This window comes from Sphingobacterium sp. SG20118 (assembly GCF_044740685.1).
Lineage (GTDB): Bacteria > Bacteroidota > Bacteroidia > Sphingobacteriales > Sphingobacteriaceae > Sphingobacterium.
Window position 1 is genome coordinate 4,286,891 of the sequence record NZ_CP172826.1, and the last position, 22,567, is coordinate 4,309,457.

Here is a 22,567-nt window from a genome sequence, read left to right on the forward strand (position 1 = left end):
ATACCAACATATGTCTCAAAAAATTATTTTAAATACGGAAAAAGCTCCGGCTGCAATTGGACCTTACAATCAAGCGATAAAAGCCGATAAAACTTTATATGTATCCGGACAAATCCCATTAGTTCCTGAAACGATGGAATTGATCACAACTGGCGTTGCAGATGAAGCACACCAAGTATTGAAGAACGTTGATGCCATCCTGAAAAATGCCGGTTATACCTTTGAAGACGTTGTAAAAGCATCGATTTTCTTAAGCAGCATGGATGATTTTTCAACAGTCAATGAAGTATATGCGCAGTATTTCACTTCTGCACAACCTGCACGTGAGTGCGTTGCTGTCAAGACACTTCCCAAAAATGTAAATGTCGAAATCTCCGTGATTGCCTGGAAAGATTAATGGAAAACATAAAACAAGATACTGAAAGCCGCGGAAAGTATTTCTTAGCGGCTTTTTTAGCACCACTTATTTGGGGGTTTATGGCTGTTCCTATACGCCTATTAAAAAATTGGTCAGCAGAGGATATACTCCATTATCGTATCCTATTAGCGGTTTTACTCCTATGGCTGTTCAACCTGATTTTTAGAAAAGCAGAACTCAAAGTTGATTACCATCATTTTCAACAATTACCCAAAAATAAAAGAATTAGGATCAGCTATCTCACGCTTTTTTCAGCCATATTTTTATTTGCAAACTGGTATACCTATATCTATTGTATCAATAGTATTAGTGTCCAAGCTGGTGCATTTGCTTATATCCTATGTCCATTGATTACTACAGCTACTGGGTATTTTATTCTAAAAGAAAACTTAAGTACCACACAAAAACTATCTTTACTTATTGCCGGTGTAGGGGTGGTCATGCTAGCAACAGGATCCCTCACAGAAGTATTATGGTCGATAACTATTGGTGCATTATATGCCTTTTACCTCGTTTTACAGCGTGTCATACAGGGCTTTGATAAACTCAACATGTTGGCCATACAACTCGCTATATGTACGCTTTTTATCATACCACAAATGTTAACAGACCAAAGTCCAATACCTCAAGACAGCACGTTTTGGAAGGTTACTTTAGCTATGGCATTATTATTTACCATCCTCCCATTATTCTCCAGTATGTACGCTCTAAAGAAAATATCTTCTTCCACGCTCGGTATCATGCTGTATATTAACCCCATCATTGCTTTCACACTTGCAGTCACATATTTTGAGGAACAATTAGACTCTTATAAATATTGGGCATACGGTTTTATCTTAATAGCTATATTGGTTTTTAACTATGACAAAGTATTTGCTCGCCTAAAAAGATAAATACATTGTAGCAAAAGAAATTGAATTCACGTTATAGGAATATAATGAAATCATTCATTTTATAAACCAACCACTTATGACAAAAATTCTAGCACAGCTTAGCTATTTCACGCTCTTTATTTTCCTTTTTAGCGCATGCAAAAAAGATGATACCACTTCACAGCAATGGGAAGATTTGGCGAATAAGAAAAGGGAGGCCATTGCGCAGCTCATAGCTACGGAGCCCTGTACAGACATCAGTAAATGGAACATTGAAAAAGTAGCAAACTATTGGTGTGGACATTCCTATTTTCCTATACATAAAAACATCAAGGCAAAGTTTGACAAACTTTGGAATGAATATATCGACCTGCAATCCAAAGCAGAGAAAGCAGGTGTTAAAGAAGGTATTATCTACGAACTATGTGAAGAGAACATTTTGCACCAGACCGAACCCACACAGCTGATCTGTGAAAACGGAAAAGCAAAACTCTTATATATCGCAGATCTAAGCCTCGAGGAAAGCAAAGCACAAATAATACCAGTAAAAATCAAGATTGATACTTATTTGGCCAACCTAACCTGTAATGGTATAGACAACTGGACAACGACCATATTGTTAAAAGATTGTGGGTATGATTACCTCCCCTATCTAAGAACAACTGATGTAACCGAAATCAAGAAAGATATCGCACTTTACAATTCATTAATGCTAAACATCATAAGTCAGACGCCAAGACCATGTCACGCCATAACAAAAGGATATCCAATAGGAATGTCTTGCATAGACAACAAACCAGTAGTTGAACTCTCCGAATAATGAAGGTACATCAAAATTTTAAATCAATCAGCCATTCCTAACTAATGGCTGATTGATTGAATGAGCCCTAAAAGGCTACGACAATATATATTTGCAGCATATATAACTTGACGACCAGTAAAATATTTATTCAACTATATTACTTCTAGGATTCAAACCGAGAAATGATACAAAAAGAATTATTCAAAAAAAATGACAAATCACAACAGATTGATTTTAAGAGCAATAACTGCATAGGAAAATCTTACTGTATCAAATTTGTTATAAACATTTTCAAAATTTACAAAACAATAGTATTTTAGATTTCATTTTACGAGATAAAGAGTCTCGTTCACTCTTATATTGATTTTTATTACGTTTACGAGATACGCGCCCTTCCATTACTCAATATAAGACATCCACTAACCAATGAGCTAAATTGAATTAGCCATTGCTCATAAAATCTATTCTTATGAAATGTGTAAAAGACATAATTTGATCATAACACATATTATACTGAATGAATCATAAATTACAAACAACTCTAAAGATATTGAGTATCGTTCCGACAATGCTCTTTTCAGTATCTTTACTCCATGCCCAAAACAATCAAGTGAAGGGTACTATTGTAGATAATCAATCAAAATCCCCAATAGCAGGAGCTACTATTAAAGTTTTGGGAACATCAACTGCGCGTTCATCGGATGCCAGTGGTATTTTTCAAATTAACGTTGACGATAAAAATCGTATTTTGAGTATCAGTGTTGTTGGATATGAAACCAAAACCATTACACTAGCTCCCAACGAGACAACCGTAACCGTGAGTCTTGTGCAACAGACCCAGCAACTGGAAAGTGTGGTCGTTACTGCATTAGGGATCAGTCGTACTCAAAAATCCTTGACTTACTCTACTCAACAAGTTAGCGGTGATGAACTGAATCGCGTCAAAAGCACCAACTTAGCCAATAATCTGAATGGTAAAGTTGCAGGAGTAAACATTGCTTCCAGTTCATCTGGGCCAGGTGGATCTGCAAAAGTGGTATTACGTGGTAATAAATCAGCATCGGGAAATAATCAAGTATTATATGTCGTAGATGGTGTACCAATAAACAACCAAACATTAGGCACACAGCCAGACGATGTTTTTGGGGGGCAGCGTGATCCAGGAGATCCAATTGCCATGATCAATCCAGAAGATATTGAAAATATATCTGTCCTAAAAGGAGCTTCAGCTGCTGCACTATATGGTAGTCAAGCGGCTAATGGCGTTATTTTAATTACAACAAAATCAGGCAAAGACGGCCGTACAACAGTTAATTTTTCTTCAAGTGCACAGATAGAACAAGCGACTTCTTTACCTGAATTCCAACATCAATATGGTCAAGGTTCTAAAGGTAAAAATAGTAATACCAGTGTATTTAGTTGGGGCGATAAAACGAACGAAAGTAATTACAATAATGTTGATCATTTTTTCCGAACAGGCAGTAATATCACTAATTCGTTAACCTTATCTGGCGGAAATGAGAAAAACCAAACCTACTTTTCTTATGCAAACACCCTTGCAAAAGGAATTACGCCGAATAATGATATGACACGGCACAACTTCAACCTGAAAGAAAGCGCCAAATTCTTTGATGATAAACTTACTGTAGAGGGAAGCGCTAATTATATTACTCAAAAATTGGATAATGCTCCTACTGCAGGTTTTTATTACAACCCCTTGGTGGGCCTTTATTTATTACCCAGAAGTATCGATATCCAAAAATATAGAAATTACGAAACATTCAATCCCAATCGTAATCTCAATGAGCAGAACTGGTATACGCTCACTGATGATGAGACCACACAACAAAACCCTTGGTGGATCACCAATCGCAATTCAACAAAATCGACAAGAAACCGACTTCTCTTAAATGGTAGCGCAAAATATAAAATCGCACCATGGATAAGCATCCAAGCAAGAGGAAGCGTAGATCGTACAAGTGAAGTATGGGATAGAAAAGCATATGCAGGTACCCAACATATATTAGCTCGAGAAAATGGTGCTTACAGCTACACCAATACAACCATTACACAGCAATATGGTGATTTAGTAGCCAACATGAATTTTAATATTGGCGAGAAATTACAGATAACAGGATTGGTCGGAACCAGTATCACAGACTGGAAAACTGAAGGAACGGATTTCAACAGCGGTAAAGAAGGATTAAAAATACCCAACCAATTTTTTATCCAAAACACCACGACACCGGTAACCAAAACATTATCTGCAAACAGAAGACAATTACAATCGGTGTTTGCATCGGCCAATTTAGCCTATGACAATTGGATCTATTTAGATCTGACAGCCCGTAATGACTGGGCTAGCACCTTGGCTTTCACGAACTCCTACTCATTTACATACCCTTCAGCAGGATTAGGTATTGTGCTAAATGAGAAACTGAATATGCCTGAGTTTATCAATATGGCAAAAATAAGAGGTTCATACGCAAGCGTTGGAAATGACTTACCTCCATACACAACCTTGCTCACAAATAGGTTAGATCCTTATGCAGTATTGACAGTCAATGACATTGCATTTTTAAAGACACTAAAACCAGAGAAAACTACATCACTGGAGATTGGTACAGAATGGCGGATGTGGAATAATCGATTGAACGTCGATTTGACTTATTATAAAACCAATACAACCAATCAATTCTTTAAAATCGCAGCAAGTCACGCATCGCTCAACGAGCAATATGCCATCAATGCCGGAGATATTCAAAATCAAGGGGTAGAAGCCTTAGTTTCATTAGATGCGATCAAGAATGATAATTTTACTTGGACTACAAGCCTAAACTTTACTTACAACAAAAATAAGATTGTAAAACTAGATGACAACATCAAAGAATTTACATTAACAGGTGAAAGTCGTAATAATTTCGCATCCAAATTGGAAGTCGGAGGTTCATTTGGAGATATTTATGGTCAAGATTTCGTACGCAATGATCAGGGCCAAATCCTCATTTCTGAAGATGGTATCCCACAAAAAAACAATGCATTTACCAAACTTGGAAACTCCAATCCACTTTGGCAAATGGGGTGGAACAATAGTTTTAATTACAAAAACTTCAACCTAAGCTTCTTGATCGATGGTAAATTTGATTATGAAGTGATGTCTGTTACTCAGGCCTTGTTAGACGGATATGGTGTATCGCAAGCGAGTGGTGATGCCCGTACAAATGGAGGAGTTCCAATTAATGGAATCACACCAGGAGGAGCTGCAGTAACTACGGTAGATGCTGAACAATGGTATACTTCAACTGCCGGCATGGGACCTGTAAGCAGCCAATATATCTATGATGGAACGGTTGTAAGATTACGTGAATTAACATTAGGTTACGACTTCAATATCAAAGATAGCTTCTTTAAAAAACTTCGCGTTAATGCAGTCGGAAGAAACTTATTCTACATCACGAAAAAAGCTCCTTTTGATCCAGAAGTAACCATGTCAACCGGAAATTCATTAAGCGGTGTAGATATCTTCATGATGCCTGCAACTAGAAACTATGGTCTAACATTAAATGCAACTTTCTAAAAGAAAAACAATGAAACTCAACATAAAAAATATATCCAAGTTCTCACTTGCGCTTGTACTTATCGGAGGAACACTGAGTAGCTGTACAAAGGATTTTGAGGATTACAATAAAGATAACACAGGGTTAACCGATGAAGATTTAAAAGCTGATGGCCAAGATCTTGTCCTTTATTTCAGAAACGCCCAAATGGCTATCTATAATTTTTCAGGAGCAGGGGATCCAAATTCTTATCAAACACAGCAAAACCTCAATGCTGATGTATATGGCGGGTATTTTATGTCGCCCACACCATTCAACAGTGGTCAAAACAACCTCAATTACGCCATGGTAAACGGCTGGAATGGCGAGGCTTTCAAAGTACTCTATCTTGATGTCATCAAGTCCATAGACAAATTGCAAAAAAATGATCTTGCAGAAACTTACCCTGCATTATGGGGTTCTGCAATCGTCATTAAAGTTGCCGCAGCAAGTCGTGTTACAGATATTTATGGCCCCATCCCTTACAGTCAAGTAGGGACCTCCAATACCATTCCTTACGACAAGCAATCTGATTTGTATAACAGCTTCTTCGAAGAACTTGATAAAGCCGCGGAGTACCTAAACTCATACAAAGCAGATAGTCCCATGGCTGCAAAAATTGATCAAATTGATTTGGTTTTTCCGAATACAGATAATCAAATCCGATTCAAAAATTGGCTCAAAATAGCCAATTCGCTAAGATTAAGACTGGCCATCCGTTTGGTGAAAATTGATCCTCAACTCGCAAAAACTCAAGCAGAGAAAGCTTTAGACCCTGCTAATGGAGGTATCATCGAAACTAATAGTGAGAATTTCAAAATCACAGTACCAACTGATGGGACCTATAGCAATCCCCTTTGGTTTATTTCCAAAAATTGGGCAGATACACGTATTAATGCTTCATTAGCATCTTATCTTGTAGGTTACGATGACCCTCGAACTTCGAAATACATGTCTCCCGTCGCAAAAGACCCCATTACAACTACTTTTGCAGGTAAATATATTGGCATACGTACCGGAGCTGAAGGAATTGAAAAAGATAATTATCAAAAACTCTCAGCATTAAACACGGAGGGAACTACGCCTACATTTATCGCTAGTACAGCTCCTATTTTAATGACTGCTGCAGAAGTCTATTTCTTACGTAGTGAGGCCGCTTTGAGAGGTTGGGCACACACAGGAGGAACCGCACAATCGCTTTATGAAAAAGGTGTCGAAACCTCCTTTTCGCAGTGGGGCGTCACAGCTGGTTTAAGCACTTATTTAAATGACAACACGAGAAAAGCTTCTGCTTATGTAGATCCATTCAACGCAAAAAACAATGCCGAATCACCAAGTAGCTTAACTATTAAATGGAATGACGGAGCTACTAATGAAGAGAAATTGGAGCGTATCATTACCCAAAAATGGTTAGCAATATTCCCTGAGGGCCAAGAAGCTTGGAGTGAATTCCGTAGAACAGGATATCCTCGTTTATTCCCAGTAGTAGTCAATAATAGTGGTGGACTTATCGACAGTAAGATTCAAATTCGTCGTTTACCATTTCCACAAAACGAGTACAATACCAATGCAGTAGAAGTACAAAATGCCATTTCCTTATTAGATGGTCCTGATAATGGAGGCACACGTTTATGGTGGGATGTGAATAAAGGCAATTTCTAGTAAAAATTACACCTCATACAAAAGGCGGTCTTTATTTTAATAGAGATCGCCTTTTTTAATAATCGAACAAGTAAGAATATTTTTTTCTCCACTTAAAGTATCCTCTTTTTAGCATCAAAACCAGCAAATCGATTAAAGAGAAACCGTATATTGCTAAAATTTTAAGTAAATTCCTTAAATTAGCAAAGTAGAAGAATGGCTGATTTATCATTAATAACCCCAATAGAATATCTGAAAGGCGTAGGACCTCAGAAAGCTGATGTAATTAAAAAAGAATTGCAGATTTTCACCATTGGTGATCTGCTCAGCTACTACCCCTTTCGCTATATTGACCGTACGGTCTTCCATAAAATAAGACAGCTTGATGCAGATATGTACTCAGCTCAAGTCTTGGGGAGACTCATTGGACTCAAAGAAGTTGGCGAAAAAAGAGCTAAACGTCTGGTCGGACAGTTTAAAGATGAGACTGGAAGCATTGAATTGGTGTGGTTCCAATCCATCACTTGGCTACAAAATTCCCTAAAAGTAGGTGCTGTCTATGTTATGTACGGTAAACCATCTGTATTTAACGGGCAGATATCCATCACCCACCCTGAAATGGAACCTTATCAAACCCAAGCTAAAAACTTAGGGAACATGACGCTACAACCTGTCTATTCCTCCACAGAAAAGCTTAAAAAGTTCAACTTAGACAGTAAAGGAATCCAAAAACTACAACAAACGGCTCTAGAAACCGTATTCCGTCAGCTCCCTGAGCAGATGCCAACATATTTACTGGAAAAACATCAACTCATGGCTCAAGCAAGAGCCACAGTAGCCATTCATTTTCCTCAAAGCCAAGAAGAACTTACGCATGCGATAAAACGTATCAAATTTGATGAGTTATTTTATATACAACTCAAATTACTAAAGAACAAACAGCTTAACACCAAGAAATTTAAAGGTCAGATTTTCTCCAAAGTAGGTGACAAATTCAATACGTTTTTCAAAGAACGAATCCCTTTTCCATTGACCAATGCACAAAAACGCGTTGTCAAAGAAATTAGACAAGATACCGTCACTGGCGCACAGATGAATCGTTTGGTACAAGGAGATGTAGGTTCAGGAAAAACAGTCGTCGCACTCTTAACGATGCTCTTGGCCATAGACAATGGTTTTCAAGCCTGTATGATGGCTCCTACCGAGATATTAGCAACCCAACACTATACAGGACTTAAAGAATTGCTTGGTGAAGACATTTGCAATATCAAGTTACTGACGGGTTCAACTTCCATAAAACAACGTCGCATCATTCACGAGGAATTGGAAAATGGTACGTTAGATATCCTAATAGGAACACATGCGCTGATTGAGGACAAGGTAAAGTTCCAGAATTTGGGTTTTGTTGTTATTGATGAGCAACACCGTTTTGGGGTAGAACAACGCGCTAAGCTATGGCGTAAAAATAGTATTCCACCCCATATGCTCGTGATGACTGCTACACCTATTCCTCGTACCTTGGCCATGACCATGTACGGTGATTTGGACATCTCCGTTATTGACGAGCTTCCTGCAGGAAGAAAACCCATCAAGACAGTCCATTTCTTCGAAAGCTCTCGACTACGTATGTTTGGTCTTATCCGCGAAGAAGTTGCTAAAGGAAGGCAGGTCTATGTTGTTTTCCCGCTGATCAAAGAAAGTGAAAAGCTTGATTTACTTTATCTGGAAGCAGGCTTGGAAAATATTCAACGCGAATTTCCACTCCCAGACTATAAAATAAGTATCGTACACGGAAAGATGCCTGTTAAAGACAAGGATTTTGAGATGCAACGTTTTGTAAAGCATGAAACACAGATTATGGTAGCGACCACCGTTATCGAAGTCGGCGTCAATGTACCTAATGCATCCGTCATGATTATTGAAAACTCCGAACGCTTTGGTCTATCGCAATTGCACCAATTAAGAGGACGAGTAGGACGTGGCGCAGAGCAATCTTTCTGCATCTTGATGTCGGGTAATAAATTAAGTAAGGAAGGTAGATTAAGGCTAGATACCATGGTACGTACCAATGATGGATTCGAAATCGCAGAGGTAGATCTAGAATTACGTGGTCCAGGCGATATCTCGGGCACACAACAATCCGGTGTATTGGAATTGAAGTTGGCCAACCTCGCTACTGACCAACAATTACTTTCTGAAGCGCGGAATGCTGTTATTGACATCTTCAAAGAAGATCCCGAAATGTTAGAAGAACGACATGCTTTGCTTAGACAATATCTGGCTCAAAAAACCGACGGTATCGCTTGGGATAAAATTTCATAATCAACAAAAATAAACCCTATCCCTTTATCCAAGAGTGCAATAGACACCTAGAATAAAATAACAGGATAAGCAATGCGAATAAAACAATTAAACTAAAAACGATTATCTTTGTATTATTGTTATTGAGTCATCGTGATATGCAATCCGCATCATTTCACCTTCCTTTTGCAAAACAGTAACCTGCATTGCAGAATCTTAATAGACAATATCAAACTAGAATAGAAAACAATGGCAAAAATCAAAATATACGATACAGAAGTAAAACCCGAAACAGCGATTCTTGTAAGCGTTATTCCACAGGGAGTTACCGAAACAAAAGCACAAGAATATTTGGAAGAATTAGAATTTCTGGTGCAAACTGCTGGGGGGATTACAAAAGGAATCTTCACACAAAAATTAACCTATCCAGACCGAGCAACATTTGTTGGAAGTGGAAAACTGGAAGAAATTAAAGCTTTTATCATCGCCGAAGAAATTGATATGGTGGTGTTTGATGATGAATTGACACCTTCTCAACTTCGTAATGTTGAGAAAGAACTAAAAGTTAAGATATTAGACCGTTCCAACCTCATCTTGGATATTTTTGCCAGTCATGCGAAAAGTGCACAAGCAAAAACACAAGTAGAATTGGCGCAGTTACAATACCTTTTGCCCCGATTGACCCGCATGTGGACTCACTTAGAACGTCAACGAGGTGGTATTGGTATGCGCGGCCCCGGTGAGAGCCAGATTGAAACGGATAGAAGGATTATTCTAAACAAAATCACGGTATTTAAAGACCGTTTAGAATCTATCGACAAACAAAATGAAACACAACGTAAAAACCGAGGCGATATGATTCGTGTTGCTTTGGTCGGCTATACCAACGTAGGTAAATCAACCATCATGAACATGGTTTCAAAATCCGACGTGTTGATTGAAAACAAATTATTTGCCACTTTAGATACGACCGTACGTAAGGTTGTCATTGACAATCTTCCATTCTTACTGTCCGATACCGTTGGGTTTATCCGCAAATTACCACACCATCTAGTGGAGTGTTTCAAATCTACTTTAGATGAGGTGCGCGAGGCAGATGTATTGATTCATGTTGTGGATATTTCACACCCTAACTTTGAAGATCATATTCACGCTGTTAATGAAACCTTGAAAGAAATTGGCGCACAGGACAAACCCGTGATTACGGTGTTCAATAAAATCGATGCTTTTATACCGACTAAAGAAGAAGGTGAAGAAGGAGAGAAAATAGTAACTTTGGCGGACTTTGAAAATAGCTGGATGGCAAAAAATGCAGATCCTGCCATCTTTATTTCAGCAACCAACAAAACAAACTTGGAGGAATTCAAGCAAAAGCTGTACGAAATCATTGTAGAGATGCACAATGCTCGCTACCCGTACAATAACTTGCTTTATTAATTCGATTGATAACAAATTAAGCTAAGATTGTAGCATACCACCTATACGATGTAACTGCGATCCTAGCCTAATTATTTACAAAAGGCTAAAAGATAAATAACCATATCACTATGCAAAATAAAAAAGTAACGTTTATCGATTGGGGGTTGGTTGATTACCAAGAAGCCTGGAATAGACAAGAAGAAATTTTCAATAAAACCTTAGCCGTAAAACATGATAATCGTGTGAATGAGACAACGGTACCAACAGAAAACTTTTTAATTTTCAACGAGCATCCACATGTCTACACATTAGGTAAATCGGGTAAACCAGAACACCTTTTATTGGATGAAAAAGCATTAGCCGAAAAAGAAGCAACCTATTACAAAATCAATCGCGGTGGTGATATCACCTATCATGGCCCTGGGCAAATAGTAGGCTACCCAATAATGGATTTAGACAACTTCTTTACCGATATCCACCTGTATCTACGCACATTAGAAGAAGCTATTATCCTCACATTAAACGATTACGGTATCCAAGCAGGACGATACCCTAGTTTCACAGGCGTATGGATAGATGGGGATAATGAAAAAGCACGTAAAATATGCGCTATGGGCGTCAGAGCAAGCCGTTGGGTCACCATGCATGGATTTGCATTCAATGTGAATGCAGACCTCAGCTATTTCGGTCATATTGTACCCTGTGGTATCGACGACAAAGACGTCACCTCCATGGAAAGAGAGCTGGGCTACAAACCCGACATAAATGAAGTAAAAGATAATTTAAAAGGGCATATTGCTCATTTATTCGCAATGGAATTGATTTAAAATAAGAGAGGACTGACAGTTGTGAGTCCTCTCTTATTTTAAATTTAACTAACTAACTAACTAACTAACTAACTAACTAACTAACTAACTAACTAACTAACAATAAAACATACTTACATATCGAACTGCCTTCCCATTTTCAAAAGTGATAATGAACATACCCGCATCACCATTTGAAATCCTATAGACATGCGGAGCACCTATCCAGTCGGTCGAAATCAGATGTCCAAAGTGCTTCACAAATTCCTTTTCTTCGTAATTCATATCGATCCGCTCCTGCCCCATCCGTAATGCAATATCATTACTGAAAGAAACCTGATACACAGAACCAACTACTTTCCCGTTTACATTTTCTTCAAATGCCACGATATTATTATCAGATTTATAATAATACAAAGGTTCCCAGCCACATTCAGGCATATCAGGTATATCCTCCATTCTTTTCATCTGAAGTTGCTTCATCTGATTATCAGTTATCTTGCCATCATAAAGAAGCATTCCCTTCCAATCGAAGTGCATACGCATTTCTTCCACCTCTTTCATCAATAGATCAAATGTTGGTCGATTTTGAAACCGATCTGCGAGAAACAATTCAAAATCAATATCCACCTTTGGATCTTGAAATCCCGCATTTTGATAGGTCTCTTGCCAGTATATCAATGCCTGCTTTAATTTTTCATCATTACCCCATGCAATTTCACGTAGCCTACCCACCAATACCATTTCCTGCTTTTGATCTTTATTTCTTACCTTGAGATATTCCTTTAATACCTTATCATACGTCAATTCCGATCCTAAAAATTTTGCTTGAATAAATTCTGGACTTTCATGAAAATGATCACCAACATATACCCAACCATCCGTGTAAAGCGGTATATAATCGATACAAACCATTTCATTCAGTCGCGCTCGCCTTATAGGCGTACTTGAAACACTTGGTGCATTGCGTACACGCAATTCCGACACTTGCACAAAAAAATGAGGACACTGGCTCCCCTGCGTTCCCCGATAGAAATATTGCGCTGGTTCACCAGCCGAACGCTTACCATACATAGCCCTTTGAAGAGGCTGTTTATTGATAAAACCTATATCGCCGTTACTTACTTGTACCTGATACTGTGTTTGAGAAGAATCCAACACATACACAGGAGCTTCAGTAGAAAATATCCCCAACAAATCCATCTGATTATTTTCAATACGGTAAAGATGTCCCCATTTTGAAGTATAGACAGGACGGTCTCCCGCAGGTTGAGCCATACCTACAATAGGCAAACAAGTAAATAGCACAAAAAATAAAATATATCCTGTTCGTAACATAAAGAAACATTTATAAAATAATTGCAACCATTCAATACTTGCAATATTTTTAAAGAAAAAACATCTATTAAAACACAAAACTAAAACAAAACCACGTCAAATGAAATCACTTGAATCAGGGATTTTTTTCATCTCGGAAAAGTAAAATCAGACCTACTGCTCCGTAGCTAAAAACAAACCCATATAAAACAACAAAAGCTGAATCTTCATGAATGGAAGATTCAGCTTTTATTACCATCACGATACGACAGAACTTAAAAATGGTAAATTGAATAGCTATGGTTACATAACAGCCAAGACGATACTTACTCCCGCTCGAGAAAAGAGATTTGCTTTTCGAGAGCAAGTATTATTTTCTCTTGCGTACGAACCGTTTGTTCTAAAGCATTGATCACTTTATTTAGCGCATCCACCATCAAGTCCGATCTCTCATCCGCTGCAGGAGTATGGTATATAACAGGTATTCTCTCCATACCTGCCGAATCCTTATACATATCTCCTACCCCCATTAACAACCAGGTCGGACTCACGTCATCGTATTTATTCAAAATAAGAATCATCGCATCAGAACTCAAAGCAGAATACTTTTGTACCCCCTTAAAATTTGCATAAGAAAGTCCCAAACCTTCAAAGAAAACCGCCTTATTGATTCCCTTACTTTCCGAAATTAATAAGACCCGTTCTTTAACACCAGCCATAAATTCCCTTAATTATTTTACCTAAAATCCCCACCAGAACAGTAAGCATCAGCATAAAATCATAAAATAAAAACCTAATCCCAATAACAATCATAGCAATACATCAAAGGTAGATCGAAACCAAATCATTTCCTTTAGACATGCAATGCCATCAATATGCTTATAGACATTCTGTTCTTGAATACTCAAATTATTTCTTTTTTAAAGTATCAAGTTCAGATTCATATACCGACAATTGTCTTTCCATGAAGAAAATTATCTTTTCTTGCGATTTAATTGTAACATTTTGTGTCGAAACAACTTGCTGCAAAGCATGGATTACTGCATTACTAACCCCATCCAACTCTGCATTCAGATAAGTTTCACTACCCTCAACAACAATAGGTTTAGGTTTCAACATTTCCCCTTCACCCCGTAACAACCATTCCGCAGAATAGTCTGGATAATTTTCCATTAAACTAATTAACCACTTGGATTGAATATCCGTACCATTAGTCAATGCACGGGTAAAAACACCCTTACTAGCTCCAATAGTGGCTTCGAAAGCCGATACGCTCATCCCCTCATGGTCAGCAACTAGTTTAATTCTCTTCAAAATAGAGCTCATAAATGCAAATTTTATTCAAATTAACTTGTTTTGATTAAAAATAGTTCTTATATTAGTTTTAACGAAGACAATTATTAATAACCAATTTAACCAAAAATTTATGATGAAAAATACACAAAAGAAACTAAAAGCGAAACATTTTCGCTATTTAAGTAAAGATATCATCAAAAATCCGATGATATACCTCCGTGAATATTTCTGGAATCACACCAATATATTCTATTGGCAAAACGACATCAATCTCTTTGTTACGTGCGGAGCTTATCCAACGATGTCTAATGGTGATGATACCGAAAATGGTTTCCATTGCAAAAAAATGATACAACAGATAGAAGTCGCTTATGTCATTTTCAAACAATGTGGTCTACCAAAACACCGTAATCCGTTACAATTATTTGATAAACGAGAAGATTATTACAACTACACGCATGACTTTGAATTCACCAGTCATGGCAAAAGAAATCCGCATGAATTAATCAGCAAATTTTTTTCCTTCCAGACTTTAAGAAAATGGTATGAAACGATGGATGAACTGATGCAGCAACTGACCCTGAAAAAAGCAAACGATCATGATCAGTTTGGAGATAAAATAGTGGCCATTCGTGAGCTCCTTATTCGACTTGCATATGCGCTATACTATATCTACGAAGACCAGGGCCTTATCTTACCTGTACCTTCTTATGTCAAAACTGAGTCAGCAGAAACAGCTAAAAGTCTGAAAGAATAATCTAAAACAAATAATAAGGCGTCTAAAACAATGCTACACTTCCATCTTCATATCTACTACACGAATAGCTATATCAAGATACCCCACACTTAAAAAGTGTAGCAAAAAATAAGATCAATACCCAACTTGACGAAGACCATATAGACGCCCTATCTACAATTCCCCTCAATAAATTACCCGTTAATTACGATTATGAAAAAGAAAAAACTAGTTAAAGACTATTCCCAGTCCAGCTCATCATCCGAGTCAGGAAGTTTTTGTTCAACAAAATGACATAATTGCCCATCCCGAATCAATAAAGCGTCAAATATCTCGGCAGTCATATACACCTTATTGTTGGACAGAAACTCATCCTCTCCTTGAGCAGAAACTAACCAAACACGAACAGAAGCGAGACATAATAGTAATACATTGGGTTTATCCTTTATGGAAAATCGAATCGAACGTGAGTCCCTATCCTCATCATTAGTAATGATTAACTCCTTACTTGAACAGTGCTCCAACCTATTTTCATTATCTATCGATATTTGGATACAGTGCATTCTAACAATAACTTTGGATGCTCTTTCTGGAAACAAATGAAACTCCCGCGCGTAGGTAGGTGGCATCGTGAGGCAGACTTCCCCTTTGTCAGATTGAAAATCTGCTGTTGGATAATTTCTAAAGAAACTTTGCCAACTGTTCTTCTTTGAAAATCGAAAATTTCTTAACGATTCCACGCTCCCGTAACCCAATTGTAACTGTCCTAATTCATGTACCTGATCATTACGTACCGCTTGGTAAACTTGATTAGCAAAACGTGAGAAAGTATCTGTTTGACGTGGCTCATTTTCCAAAGTCTTCAATATGCTGTAAATCCTACTCACCAATTTTCTGCTGTAGCTGAAATCAATAGACGTTAATTTGCTATTATCACTCAAATTATAATCTTTCCCCTTCTTTCTATATGGATTTTTAGGTCTTTCAAAATTGAACATAGACTGTTATACACTGGTTATCATTAAAATTAGGTTATTTATCAGACAATAACAACCTCTATAACAATTCATTAATTAACAGTAGAAAAGTCCACTAAAGTCCATCAAACTCCTTAAAACTCCATATAAGTGCCAACATTGTCCGAGGTCGGTTCGGAAATGATGGGTAACAACTGCGCATCATCTTCGGGTCTGATTCGACTTTGCTTCGACCATTGTTCGGCAACGCTTCGAAACCGAGGCAAACAACAGTCAAATAAACCGCACGCTTAAGCGAAACCAGTATCGAGGTAATCACGAAACATATTCAAACAATTTCCAAACCATACCCGAATAATCCAAAATACAAAGTTGAGGCCTCCATATCCAACATATAGCGAACAGCATGCAAAAAACTATGCACCATCAGAGTGAAGCTTGTGATTAATTAAATAGGATTTAAAGAAGCTATATTAGACCTAATAAACGTGATATAGAGATTAACGTACAACTTCACATTCAGCCTGTACTGATATAGAATGAATATCAAATATTTCTGTTTCTTCAAACCGAGTTGCTACAGAAAGGAAAATATCTGCACAGTGTGGTCTAAATGTGTCATGAACAATTTCAACGGTGTTATTTTCTCCAGAAAGGTGGGTCAACATGAGGTGTTTTAGACGTGGTGAACGGTGATTTATGAATAAATCAAGGGCAACAGTATTGGAAAGGTGTCCCCAACCGCTACTGATTCTATTTTTCAAAAAATATGAATAGCGTCCATTTTTAAGCATGTCTTCATCAAAATTGGACTCCAATAATAAGACATCCGAATGTTTGATGACATGTTGCACATTTTTACAGGGGCGCCCAATATCGGTCAAAACACCAATATTATACGTTCCATCAGAAATCAAAAAACTACAAGGCTCTTTTGCATCATGATACTTGGGTATTCCATAAATTTTCATTTCTCCGACCGTCGTAACTGTATCTGCATCGATATAATGGACTAAATGAGCAGGTAGATGCAATCTTGTTCCTTCATAACTTCCTTCAGTGATATAAACCGGAATATCGTATTTTTTCACAAAAACAGATAACCCTCGAATATGGTCGGTATGTTCATGCGTGATAAAAACTGCTTTAATCTTTGTCGGGTCAATCCCTAAATTGAACATACGCAAATGGATATGCTTGTTGTTAATCCCAGCATCTACCAAAATTGCAGTCTCGCCCTTTGCGATATAATAACAATTTCCATTACTGCCCGAAGCAATAGCACAATATTTCATCTGTAATTAATTTGTTCTTTTAAAGGCCATATGGAAAATCAAAACCAAATTATTCATCTTTAATTTCTATTTTCAATGGCCTCCATACTACTTCGTGGTCTTTTGTTTGTGCCACCTGTCTATATGGATATTTCGTGACAGCACCTACAATTTAATTAACATTCAGGTAAGCTTAAAGGAATTTGGACAGCCAATCCACCATCCGCAGTTTCTTTATACTTGACATTCATATCCAATGCTGTTTCCCACATGGTTTTAACCACCGCATCCAGACTTACTTTAGCTTTATCAGGATTTGACTGCAATGCTAATTGGGCTGCTGTAATGGCTTTAATAGCTCCCATGGTATTACGTTCGATACAAGGAATCTGAACCAGACCACCTATTGGATCACAGGTTAAGCCTAAGTGATGTTCCATCGCAATCTCCGCTGCCATCAAAACCTGTCTTTGAGACCCACCAAGACATTCGGTCAAGGCTCCTGCAGCCATCGCTGATGACACACCAATTTCCGCTTGACAACCACCCATTGCGGCTGAAATGGTAGCACCTTTTTTAAAGATGGAACCAATCTCCGAAGCTGTTAAGATAAATTGAATGATTTTATCGTCCGCCCCCCCATTATGGAAAGTAATGAAATACTGCAAGACCGCAGGAATAACTCCCGACGCACCATTAGTAGGTGCCGTAACGACTCTCCCAAATGATGCGTTTTCTTCATTCACCGCTAACGCAAAGCAACTCACCCAGTCTAAGATGTATTGAAAATTTTCACCCCCGGCTTTTATGGCTGCAACCCAACTTTCATAGTCATGGTACGTGCGGTCTTTGAGCAATCGATGATTCAGCTTAGCTGCTCTTCGTTCTACATTTAATCCTCCTGGCAGAATACCTGAGGTATGGCAACCACGGTATATACACTCAGATATTGTTTTATAGATATTGAGCACCCCAGCACACGTTTCTTCTTCTTCGCGCCAAGCATGTTCATTTTCCAATACAAGATCCGATATTTTTAATCCGGTGGTCCGGCACCAATGCAATAAATCCTGAGCTGTTTCTACTGGAAATGGTAAATCTACCTCCGATAAAGGTCCGCTTTCATCATTTTCCTGAACAACAAATCCACCACCGATGGAATAATAGGTTTCACTCACTGCTTTTCCATCTTTTAAAAAAGCTTGAAAAGTAACCGCATTGGGATGAAAAGGAAGACTTTCACTATATAGAAACAGTAAGTCTTCTTTATAGGTGAAAGGAACGGTATGAGTACCCGCCAATTGCAATTCCTCTACTGATTTTATATGTTCTACTTTTGGTGTTACCTGATTAACATCAAAAGTCACAGGATCATCTCCACTCAGTCCCAATAGCACAGCGATATCCGTTCCGTGTCCTGTGCCTGTTTTAGCCAAGGAACCATACAATAAAATCTTGACGGACTCCACGATATCAAGCACAGCTTTATCCTGCAATACTTTCGTAAATTGCTGTGCAGCACGCCAAGGACCTAAGGTATGTGAACTCGATGGTCCAATACCAATTTTAAACATATCAAAAACGGAAATTTGCTCTTTGCTCATTCTTTATTTATAAAGCGCTATTAAAATGGTGTTTTTAGGACAGTCCAAAAACATTGCAATTTACAGAATATAAAACAACAACAAAGTTCTTACAAAGATTTAATACTTTATCAATAAAGCTTAATTATCTTTGTTAACTTATCATTAAACAAATGAGATTTAAACACGTTCTGCACTTACTTGGAGTATTTTTTTTAATCGCAATAACCGCACAAGTTCTACACGCTCAACCTAGTCCCAAAAGAGAAGTTCGAGGGGTTTGGATTGCTACGGTTGGTAACATTGATTGGCCAACTTTAGCAACTGGAACGAATGTTGATAAACAAAAAAAAGAACTTGTACATATCTTGGATGAACATAAAAGATCGGGCATGAATACCATTCTTTTTCAAATTCGTCCTGCTGCTGATGCATTCTATGGAAGAGGTCGTGAAGCATGGAGCCGCTACTTAACCGGTAAACAAGGGAAGGCCCCAGAACCATTCTATGACCCATTGGATTTTATCATCGAAGAATGTCATAAAAGAGGAATGGAACTACACGCTTGGATCAATCCTTATCGTGCATCGACTACCCTGAATCCTAATCATTTTTCGGAAGATCACATCACAAAAAAGAAACCTGACTGGTTTTTTACTTATGCGGGTAAGAAATTATTCAATCCTGGCATTCCAGAAGTACGACAGTACATCATCGATGTTATCATGGATGTCGTCAACAACTATGATATCGATGGAGTTCATTTTGATGACTACTTCTACCCTTATCCCGATAGCCGAAATACAGCGATTCCTGATCGAGTCACCTATGGTCAATATCCCAATAACATCGCTAACATCGAAGATTGGCGAAGAAACAATGTGGATGTATTGATTCGTGATTTAGGGATTGCAATCAAAGCAAAGAAACCTTATGTAAAATATGGTGTCAGCCCTTTTGGTATTTGGGATAATAAAAATGGTGCTAACGGCGGTTCCGATACGCGCGGTTTAAGTGGTTATCGTACCCTATTCGCTGACGGTGTGAAATGGGTTCAGGAAGGATGGATCGATTATATCAATCCGCAGATCTATTTCCCTTTTCACAACCGTGCCGCCGCATATGAAATATTGGTCGAATGGTGGCAACATCACACCTATGGTCGTCATTTTTACATTGGACATGGTGCTTACCGTGTCAATGAGCAGAAGCCGGGCTGGACTGACCGCAGTCAGATTCCCCGACAGATCCGTTACCTACGTGAGCAGCCCAATGTACAAGGTAGCATATTCTTTAGTTCTAAATCATTGACAGATAATTTAGCGGGCCTGCAAGACTCCTTGACATATAACTTGTACCAAGCTTGCTCGTTACCTCCAACGATGCCTTGGATAGATAGCATAGCTCCAAATGCACCATTTGGCCTACAGCTCCATGCTTCAGAGAACGGCATGAACAATCACTTGGTCTGGCAAAAACCGGATCGTGCAGCTGATGATCAATCTGCTTATGGATATATCGTTTATAGATTCGAAGAAGGAGAGAAAACAGATTTAAATGATACAAGAAAAATCATTCATATCACTTATAATGAAGATGATTTACAATACGAGGATAACGACTTGGGTAAGAATAAACAATACTACTATTTCGTGACGGCGCTCGACCGTATGAAAAATGAAAGTGAGCCTTCCAATATCAGAAGTACCCAGAAAACTCTTGACTACAATCATGCCTATACGATGCAATAAATACATCATTAAATAATGTCAGTAGAAAAGGTCAATTTTTAAAATGAAATTGACCTTTTCAATTTATTTCAACAGTGCATCACGGTACTCGTCCGTAATCGCTGGCAATAGAATTTCTTGTCCTTCGTTTTTTAAGGAGTCTGCAAAAGCGTTGGTACTGCTTATTGCTTTAAGATAAGATGAAACTAATTCATCTGAAACCTGGATTTCTTTACCCTCTTTAATATTGACGACATACTGATTATCCACCAATTTCACTTGTCCAAAAAAACGATAAGCAGCGGCTTTCAATAAAGCTAAATCAGCTATCGATAGTTCCTCTATTCGCGCTCCTGCAGGCAATGTAACATCGATAAAAGTATTTCCCTTAGCTAAACTGTCAATAGGTTTATCTAAAGGTATAGCGGCTAAAGCAGCTAGATTAAGAACCGGTACTCCCGCTTCTTGTTTGTTCTGACAACCGATAAATAATACCATTGCCAATATCAGGGATAATAAAGTACGCATATGCAATAGTAAAAATAAAAAGGGCTTTTCAACGAATCGAAAAGCCCTTTTTGTAATTTCCTTACACTGCTATTACTTTAGCAATTCTTCCAATTTTGAATGTAATTCTTCACCACGTAAGTTTGAAGCTACAATTTTACCAGTTGGGTCTATCAGGAAGTTTTGCGGAATACCACGCACTTCGTATAAACCAACAGGGGCAGATTTCCACCCTTGTAAATCGGATACATGTTGCCATTGTCCCAATTCATCAGTAGCAATAGCTTTCATCCAAGCATCTTTTTTACCGGGATTATCCAAAGAGACTCCGAATACGGTAAAGTTTTTATCCTTAAATTTATTAAATGCCGCTACCACATTTGGGTTTTCTTGACGGCATGGTCCACACCAGCTAGCCCAAAAATCCAATAACACATATTTTCCTCTTAACGAAGAGAGTGCAATCTCATTTCCTGCTGTATCGGGTAATGAGAAATCAGGTGCCATTGATCCAACAGCAACTGCTTTCAATTTCTCAATTCTACTCGCTAATGCTTGTCCTTTTTTACTGTTTTTCAAATCTGCAGACAAAGCCTGAAAACTAGGGATAATCAATGTATTGACATTCTCTGCATCCAATTTGTCCGACAATAAATCTAATGTAATAAAGCTAGATTTGTTATCTTTAATGAATTGCTCATCTGCTTTCTCTTGTTGTTCATTAATTTCACCAGCTTCTTTTTGTAGGCCTGCAATAAAAGTTTGATCGTTTCTTTGTTCGTCAGTCGCATCAGCATAACGTTTGTTTAGCGCTTGAAATGCATCTGAGTAAGGTTTAACCGCTGATTGGTATTTTGCAAAATCATTATTGAGTGCATTACCTGAAATAACTGCATTTTTCATCTCATCATTAGACTCCACTTTGATTACACCATTTGACAAATAAACTTGTGTCAAATCAGGGTTTCTAATTTCTTGAATCGAAGTACCATCTGCAGAAAGAATCAAATATGCTTTAACCGGACCTGCAACAGAGCCATTGAATTTAAACTGCCCACCAGACACTGTCGTTGAATCAATCTTACGTGCATTATTTTCAGCATACTGCATAAAAACTTTCGCTTTATCAGAAGCCCCTTTAATTTTACCAGTAACGGTAAAACTCTCTTGTGCAAAAATAAAAGCTGGGATAAAACTTAATCCCAATAATATTCCTTTTTTCATTCTATTCTAATTTTATTTTTTATCTCATTCTTAATCACTACCATCTACCACTAGCTCCACCGCCACCG

At 37.9% G+C, this 22,567-nt stretch carries 18 protein-coding genes; 10 read left to right on the top strand and 8 right to left on the bottom strand.

The features are described 5' to 3' along the window. Positions 1-10 precede the first annotated feature (10 nt). The 8 genes from ACFX5U_RS19700 to lipB all read left to right on the top strand — a co-directional run bounded on the left by ACFX5U_RS19700 (position 11) and on the right by lipB (position 11,876). Positions 11-397, top strand: a complete 387-nt coding sequence (locus ACFX5U_RS19700; RefSeq protein ID WP_038701245.1) for a RidA family protein — start codon at positions 11-13, stop codon at positions 395-397. After that, positions 397-1,311 (top strand): EamA family transporter, encoded by a 915-nt coding sequence (locus ACFX5U_RS19705; RefSeq protein WP_400261817.1) that lies wholly within the window; start codon positions 397-399, stop codon positions 1,309-1,311. The genes ACFX5U_RS19700 and ACFX5U_RS19705 overlap by 1 nt, the downstream gene beginning before the upstream one ends. A gap of 76 nt (positions 1,312-1,387) precedes the next feature. Continuing rightward, positions 1,388-2,110 carry a hypothetical protein gene (locus ACFX5U_RS19710; RefSeq protein WP_400261818.1) on the top strand — a complete coding sequence of 241 codons (723 nt, stop codon included), beginning with the start codon at positions 1,388-1,390 and terminating at the stop codon, positions 2,108-2,110. A 499-nt stretch (positions 2,111-2,609) separates the two neighbouring features. After that, positions 2,610-5,669, top strand: a complete 3,060-nt coding sequence (locus ACFX5U_RS19715; protein WP_400261819.1) for a SusC/RagA family TonB-linked outer membrane protein — start codon at positions 2,610-2,612, stop codon at positions 5,667-5,669. 10 nt (positions 5,670-5,679) lie between these two features. Beyond that, the gene (locus ACFX5U_RS19720) at positions 5,680-7,350 is read left to right on the top strand and encodes a SusD/RagB family nutrient-binding outer membrane lipoprotein (protein WP_400261820.1); all 1,671 of its coding nucleotides are present in this window, start codon (positions 5,680-5,682) and stop codon (positions 7,348-7,350) included. 195 nt (positions 7,351-7,545) lie between these two features. Further along, complete coding sequence (gene recG / locus ACFX5U_RS19725; RefSeq protein WP_400261821.1) at positions 7,546-9,651, top strand: ATP-dependent DNA helicase RecG; 2,106 nt, start codon at positions 7,546-7,548, stop codon at positions 9,649-9,651. Positions 9,652-9,879: 228 nt separating this feature from the next. Beyond that, entirely contained in the window at positions 9,880-11,067 is a 1,188-nt protein-coding gene (gene hflX / locus ACFX5U_RS19730; protein ID WP_038701255.1) for a GTPase HflX, read from the top strand. 92 nt (positions 11,068-11,159) lie between these two features. After that, positions 11,160-11,876, top strand: a complete 717-nt coding sequence (gene lipB / locus ACFX5U_RS19735; protein WP_400263618.1) for a lipoyl(octanoyl) transferase LipB — start codon at positions 11,160-11,162, stop codon at positions 11,874-11,876. Between the two features lie 96 nt (positions 11,877-11,972). Here the strand turns inward: lipB and ACFX5U_RS19740 are convergent, their stop codons facing one another. The 3 genes from ACFX5U_RS19740 to ACFX5U_RS19750 all read right to left on the bottom strand — a co-directional run bounded on the left by ACFX5U_RS19740 (position 11,973) and on the right by ACFX5U_RS19750 (position 14,498). Beyond that, on the bottom strand, positions 11,973-13,193 hold the full coding sequence (locus tag ACFX5U_RS19740) for a hypothetical protein (RefSeq protein ID WP_400261822.1): 1,221 nt from the start codon (positions 13,191-13,193) through the stop codon (positions 11,973-11,975). A gap of 305 nt (positions 13,194-13,498) precedes the next feature. Then, complete coding sequence (locus ACFX5U_RS19745; protein ID WP_038701261.1) at positions 13,499-13,891, bottom strand: hypothetical protein; 393 nt, start codon at positions 13,889-13,891, stop codon at positions 13,499-13,501. A gap of 190 nt (positions 13,892-14,081) precedes the next feature. Next, positions 14,082-14,498, bottom strand: a complete 417-nt coding sequence (locus ACFX5U_RS19750; protein ID WP_400261823.1) for a hypothetical protein — start codon at positions 14,496-14,498, stop codon at positions 14,082-14,084. A gap of 100 nt (positions 14,499-14,598) precedes the next feature. Between ACFX5U_RS19750 and ACFX5U_RS19755 the strand changes: the two genes are divergently transcribed. After that, complete coding sequence (locus ACFX5U_RS19755) at positions 14,599-15,225, top strand: hypothetical protein (RefSeq protein WP_400261824.1); 627 nt, start codon at positions 14,599-14,601, stop codon at positions 15,223-15,225. Between the two features lie 218 nt (positions 15,226-15,443). On the opposite strand, the gene ACFX5U_RS19760 is transcribed toward ACFX5U_RS19755, so the two are convergent. From ACFX5U_RS19760 to ACFX5U_RS19770, 3 genes are all read right to left on the bottom strand, one after another. After that, the gene (locus tag ACFX5U_RS19760; RefSeq protein ID WP_400261825.1) at positions 15,444-16,202 is read right to left on the bottom strand and encodes a hypothetical protein; all 759 of its coding nucleotides are present in this window, start codon (positions 16,200-16,202) and stop codon (positions 15,444-15,446) included. Between the two features lie 479 nt (positions 16,203-16,681). Then, a complete protein-coding gene (locus ACFX5U_RS19765; RefSeq protein WP_400261826.1) occupies positions 16,682-17,476 on the bottom strand; it encodes an MBL fold metallo-hydrolase in 795 nt (264 codons plus the stop codon). 155 nt (positions 17,477-17,631) lie between these two features. Continuing rightward, on the bottom strand, positions 17,632-19,059 hold the full coding sequence (locus ACFX5U_RS19770) for an L-serine ammonia-lyase (protein ID WP_280565108.1): 1,428 nt from the start codon (positions 19,057-19,059) through the stop codon (positions 17,632-17,634). 152 nt (positions 19,060-19,211) lie between these two features. Here ACFX5U_RS19770 and ACFX5U_RS19775 point away from each other — a divergent pair, with 152 nt between their 5' ends. After that, positions 19,212-20,789, top strand: a complete 1,578-nt coding sequence (locus ACFX5U_RS19775) for a glycoside hydrolase family 10 protein (RefSeq protein WP_400261827.1) — start codon at positions 19,212-19,214, stop codon at positions 20,787-20,789. A 63-nt stretch (positions 20,790-20,852) separates the two neighbouring features. On the opposite strand, the gene ACFX5U_RS19780 is transcribed toward ACFX5U_RS19775, so the two are convergent. Together ACFX5U_RS19780 and ACFX5U_RS19785 are read right to left on the bottom strand one after the other, a co-directional pair. After that, positions 20,853-21,296 (bottom strand): hypothetical protein, encoded by a 444-nt coding sequence (locus tag ACFX5U_RS19780; protein ID WP_280565103.1) that lies wholly within the window; start codon positions 21,294-21,296, stop codon positions 20,853-20,855. A gap of 72 nt (positions 21,297-21,368) precedes the next feature. Further along, entirely contained in the window at positions 21,369-22,499 is a 1,131-nt protein-coding gene (locus tag ACFX5U_RS19785; protein WP_038701273.1) for a TlpA disulfide reductase family protein, read from the bottom strand. Between the last annotated feature and the right edge of the window lie 68 nt (positions 22,500-22,567).